The 4,263-nt window shown below is 70.6% G+C and carries 5 protein-coding genes; 2 read left to right on the forward strand and 3 right to left on the reverse strand.

What is annotated here, in order from left to right; all coding sequences use genetic code 11:
- Nucleotides 1-210: hypothetical protein (locus CVO76_RS17265; protein WP_244186221.1), on the reverse strand; the 210-nt coding region annotated here is incomplete at its 3' end.
- Between the two features lie 499 nt (nt 211-709).
- On the opposite strand from CVO76_RS17265, the gene CVO76_RS05440 reads away from it, so the two are divergent.
- Together CVO76_RS05440 and CVO76_RS05445 are read left to right on the forward strand one after the other, a co-directional pair.
- Nucleotides 710-1,654, forward strand: coding sequence for a heme o synthase (locus tag CVO76_RS05440; protein WP_208741099.1), 945 nt, complete (start codon nt 710-712; stop codon nt 1,652-1,654).
- 117 nt (nt 1,655-1,771) lie between these two features.
- A complete protein-coding gene (locus CVO76_RS05445) occupies nt 1,772-2,695 on the forward strand; it encodes a dihydrodipicolinate synthase family protein (protein ID WP_208741101.1) in 924 nt (307 codons plus the stop codon).
- Nucleotides 2,696-2,758: 63 nt separating this feature from the next.
- Here the strand turns inward: CVO76_RS05445 and CVO76_RS05450 are convergent, their stop codons facing one another.
- Together CVO76_RS05450 and CVO76_RS05455 are read right to left on the reverse strand one after the other, a co-directional pair.
- Nucleotides 2,759-3,730 (reverse strand): COX15/CtaA family protein, encoded by a 972-nt coding sequence (locus CVO76_RS05450; protein ID WP_208741103.1) that lies wholly within the window; start codon nt 3,728-3,730, stop codon nt 2,759-2,761.
- A 4-nt stretch (nt 3,731-3,734) separates the two neighbouring features.
- The coding region (locus CVO76_RS05455; protein ID WP_208741105.1) for an ABC transporter permease at nt 3,735-4,263 on the reverse strand (529 nt) is incomplete at its 5' end.

The following is a 4,263-nucleotide window of genomic DNA, read 5'->3' on the forward strand; positions in this document are numbered from 1 at the left end:
GCGGTCGCGGCCGGTCCACTCGGGGTCCGACGGATCGTGCCGCATCAGCTTGTGGAACAGGAGGTAGGCGGCCGGCGCCAGGCTCATGGCCGTCCCCGGGTGTCCGTTGCCCACCTTCTCCACCGCGTCCGCTGCCAGGATGCGGACCGTGTCGACCGCCTTCTGGTCGAGTTCGGTCCAGGTCAGTTCCTGCTCTTGCGTCTGTGGCACGTTTCCGGGCCCCTCTCTGTCCGGAACGGCCGACGACGGGGTGCTTGCAGGCACGCCGTCGGGCTGGCCGTTCACCGTTGAATGCTGCGAGTTCAAGCACCGACCGCGGACAGCATCGAACCCGGAGGGATTCCGGGCAGGCTTCTGCAGCGGGCTTTCGAATCCACACTATCCCTTCCGGCCCGTGAACAGTCGTGGGAGTCGAAGAATGTCGTCCGTCACATCAAGGGGTTGCGGACGGCGCCGGAGAGGCAGCGGGACGAGCCACGAGACCGGCCCGGCCGCTCCATCGTCCTCATGGGCGCTGCACCGCCGGAATCCTGCAGGGGCACTCCTCCGCGCCGCGCCGACCGCGCGGTCCCTGTCGCCGGTCCTCGCGGACACGGTGGAGCCGTACCCGCAAGGACCGCAGGACGGCGATCGGCCCCGATTTCTACAGAGCGTAAAAGGGTATGATGGGCTTTGTCTTTTACTCCGGAAGAAACGAAAGTGTTGCCTTGTGAAGACCCAGCAGGCTCCTGCTCCGGCACGTTCCCCGCAGGCCCGTCAGGGTTTCGGCCGCAAAGCGAAGGCCTACCTCGCCCTGACGAAGCCTCGCGTGATCGAACTCCTCCTGGTGACCACGCTTCCCACCATGATCTTCGCGCAGGGCGGGTTCCCGCCCCTCGGCCTGATCGTGGCCACCATGGTCGGCGGAGCCCTCGCGGCCGGTAGCGCGGGAGCATTCAACTGCTACATCGACCGCGACATCGACAAGCTCATGCACCGCACGGAGAACCGCCCGCTCGTGACCGGTGAGGTCACGCCCCGCGAGGCACTGGTCTTCTCCTGGATCCTCGGTGCCGTGGCGATCGCCGTCCTGTGGTTCGGTGCCAACCCGCTCGCAGGGCTGCTCGGCGTCGCCGCCATCTTCCTCTACGTCGTCGTCTACACGCTCGTGCTCAAGCGCCGCACGTCGCAGAACATCGTCTGGGGCGGCGCCGCGGGCTGCATGCCCGTCCTGATCGCCTGGGCCGCCGTCACCGGATCCGTCGAGTGGCCCGCCGTCGTCCTGTTCCTGATCATCTTCCTCTGGACGCCCCCGCACTACTGGCCGCTCTCCATGAAGTACAGCGACGACTACAACGCGGCGAGCGTCCCGATGCTCGGTGCGATCGCCGGCGCCCGCGTCGTCTCGGTGCAGGTCGTGCTCTACGCCTGGGCCATGGTGGCGTGCTCGCTCCTGCTGGTCCCCGCCGGTGCCGGCTGGGTCTACTCCGTGGCCGCCCTCCTCGGCGGCGCCTGGTTCATCCGGGAGTCCCACACGCTGTACTCCCTGGCGCAGCGGGGCGAGTTGAACAACAAGGCCGCGATGAAGGTCTTCCACGGCTCCATCAGCTATCTCACCGTGCTCTTCCTCGCCCTCGCGATCGATCCTTTCGTCGGTTCGGCCATCCTGCCCTGAGCCCGCCCCCGGCCTGAGCCGGGCCGACCCGAGGACACTCCGGCGGCAGGCACGGGCCGCGCCGCGTTCCCGGTCGCGGTGGTGCCGGCCGCGGCACCACCCCCTAGGCTGGCTGCCATGGACTTCACCGGCCTGATCGCCTACCCCGTCACACCGTTCGACACCGACGGATCCGTCCGCCACGAGGACCTGCGCGGCCTCCTGGATTCCCTGGCCACGTCCGGTGTCGACGCCGTGACCGTCCTCGGTTCCTCCGGCAGCTTCGCCTACCTGGACGCGGCCGAACGCTCGCAGATCGCGCGGACGGCGATCGATGCCCTCGACGGGCGCGTCCCGGTGGCGGTGGGCATCAGTTCCGTCGGGACGCGGGAGGTGCTGGACGCCGCCGTCGACGCCCAGCGGGCAGGGGCGGCCGGACTCGTGCTGTCCCCGGTCTCCTACGTACCCCTCACCGACGACGAGGTCCTGGCGCAGGTGCGGGCGGTGTGCGCCGCCACGGACCTGCCCGTCTGCCTCTACAACAATCCGGGGACCACGCAGTTCGACTACTCGCTGCAGGTGGTCGCCGAACTGTCCGCCCTCTCGGAGGTCGTCGCGTTCAAGGACACGGCGGCCGATGCGGCGACCTTCAACGCACGGCACGCCGAACTCGCCGCACTCGTCCCGGAGACCTTCAGCCATGGCGTGAGCGGGGATCTGCTCATGATGACGGGGGAGGTCGCGGCCGACGCGTGGCACAGCGGCCCCGCCGCGCTCCTGCCCGTCTACTACGGCCGGCTCCGCGCCGCCGTCCTCGCGGGCGACCGGCGCGAGGTGGATCGCGTGCGCTCGGTCCTCGCGCCCCTCGTCGACCATGTGGCGGGGCTGCGGAAGATCAGCGGACTGCACCTCCTGGCCCGGGCCTGCGGGGTGGCGGCGGGCGATCCGCGCCCGCCCCTGCTGCCGAGTCCCGGATCCGAGCTGCGCGAGCTCGGGCGACTCCTCGACCTCCTCGAGGGTGAGTTCGCGGACGACCGAGACGATGGCAGGGACGACGGCTGAGGCGACGCCCGGTCGACGGCTCCGGTTCTCCCTGCCTGATGACCGGGACGGAGGTCGACGCCCCTAGGAGACGGTGTGCGGCACCCTCGTCTCGGTCCGCGTCCCCGGGAGCGTCCTGCCGGTCGTGCCCGTGTACTGCGCATGGATGACGGCGGCCATGAGCAGTGACGCCCCCAGCATGTGCAGCGCCACGAGTGCGATCGGCAGGTGCAGGAAGTGCTGGATGTAGCCGATGGCGCCCTGCACCAGCACCACTCCGGCGAGGATCCCGAGGGCCTTCCGCAGCTTCTCGTGGACCCTGGCCCGGTGGGCGACGACGAGTGCGAGCACCACGGTGGCGACGAGCAGGTACACCGGGAGGGCGTGCGCGCGCGTCATGAGGTCGGAGTCGAGCCCGTTGCGGGCAGCGCCGTGGTCACCTGCGTGAGGGCCGGAACCCGTCACGACCACGCCGAGCACGACAGCGACGGACGTCAGCACCGTGGCCGTGACGAGCAGCTGGCGCAGGAGGGGCGGGGCGGCCGGTGCCCGCCGTGCGAGGTACTGCTCCGTCGTGAGCCGGGCACGGTTGACCAGGACGGTCGCCAGGGCGACGAGCACCATCGAGACGATGAAGTGGAGACCCACGACCCACGGGTTCAGATCGGTCCACACGGTGATCCCGCCGATGACGGCCTGGGCCGGGATCCCCAGGAACAGGCCGATGGACAGGCGGAACAGGTCCTTGCGTTCGCGCCGCATGCCGAGCAGGGAGACGATCATGGCGACGGCGATGAGGACCAGCACGAACGTGAGGAGCCGGTTCCCGAACTCGATCACACCGTGGAAGCCCATCTCGGGCGTGGTCACGATCGAGTCGGGCGTGCAGCGCGGCCATTCCGGGCAGCCGAGGCCCGACGCCGTGAGGCGGACCGCGCCGCCGGTCACCACGATGGCGATCTGCGACACGAGCGAGGCGATAGCCAGCCGGCGCACCAGCGGCGTCGTGGTGTGCGGCAGTCGGGTCGTGAGGCGCGAGGGCGAGGGGAGGGTCATGGCGTCAGCTCCATTTGAACCAGCGGATGGCCGCCAGGCTAGCGAGGGCGGCCCAGGCGAGGAGCACGAGGCACGCGATGGGATCGAGGGCGCCGTCCACCAGGGCGTTCCTCAGCCCGTCGCCGAGGGCCGATGAGGGCAGGACGGTGACGAACGGTTCGGCGGCAGCGGGCAGGCTCGCGGCCGGGATGACCACGCCGCCGGCAGCGGCGAGCAGGATCCACACGAGGTTGGTGACCGCGAGGGTGGCCTCGGGGCGCAGGGTGCCCGCGACGAGGAGTCCGAGGGCCGTGAACGCGGCCGACCCCACCAGCAGCAGGAGGGCGGCCGGGAGGACCCCCTCGGCCCGCGGCGACCAGCCCATCAGGGCGGCGGCACCCCCGATCACGACGAGCTGGACGGCCAGCACACCGGCGACGGCGACGGCCTTGCCGAGGATGAGCCCCGAGCGGCCGAGCGGCGTCGTCGAGAGGAAGCGGAGCACGCCGTACCGGCGGTCGAAGCCCGTCGCGATGCCCTGGCCCGTGAACGCC

This window comes from Arthrobacter agilis (assembly GCF_002953615.1).
Classification (GTDB): Bacteria; Actinomycetota; Actinomycetes; order Actinomycetales; family Micrococcaceae; genus Arthrobacter_D; species Arthrobacter_D agilis_B.

What these genes read in the sequence shown, in the direction of transcription:
- CVO76_RS05445 (WP_208741101.1), top strand. Translation starts at nt 1,772, where the DNA reads ATGGACTTCACCGGCCTGATCGCCTACCCCGTCACACCGTTCGACACC.
- CVO76_RS05450 (WP_208741103.1), bottom strand. Translation starts at nt 3,730, where the DNA reads ATGACCCTCCCCTCGCCCTCGCGCCTCACGACCCGACTGCCGCACACC.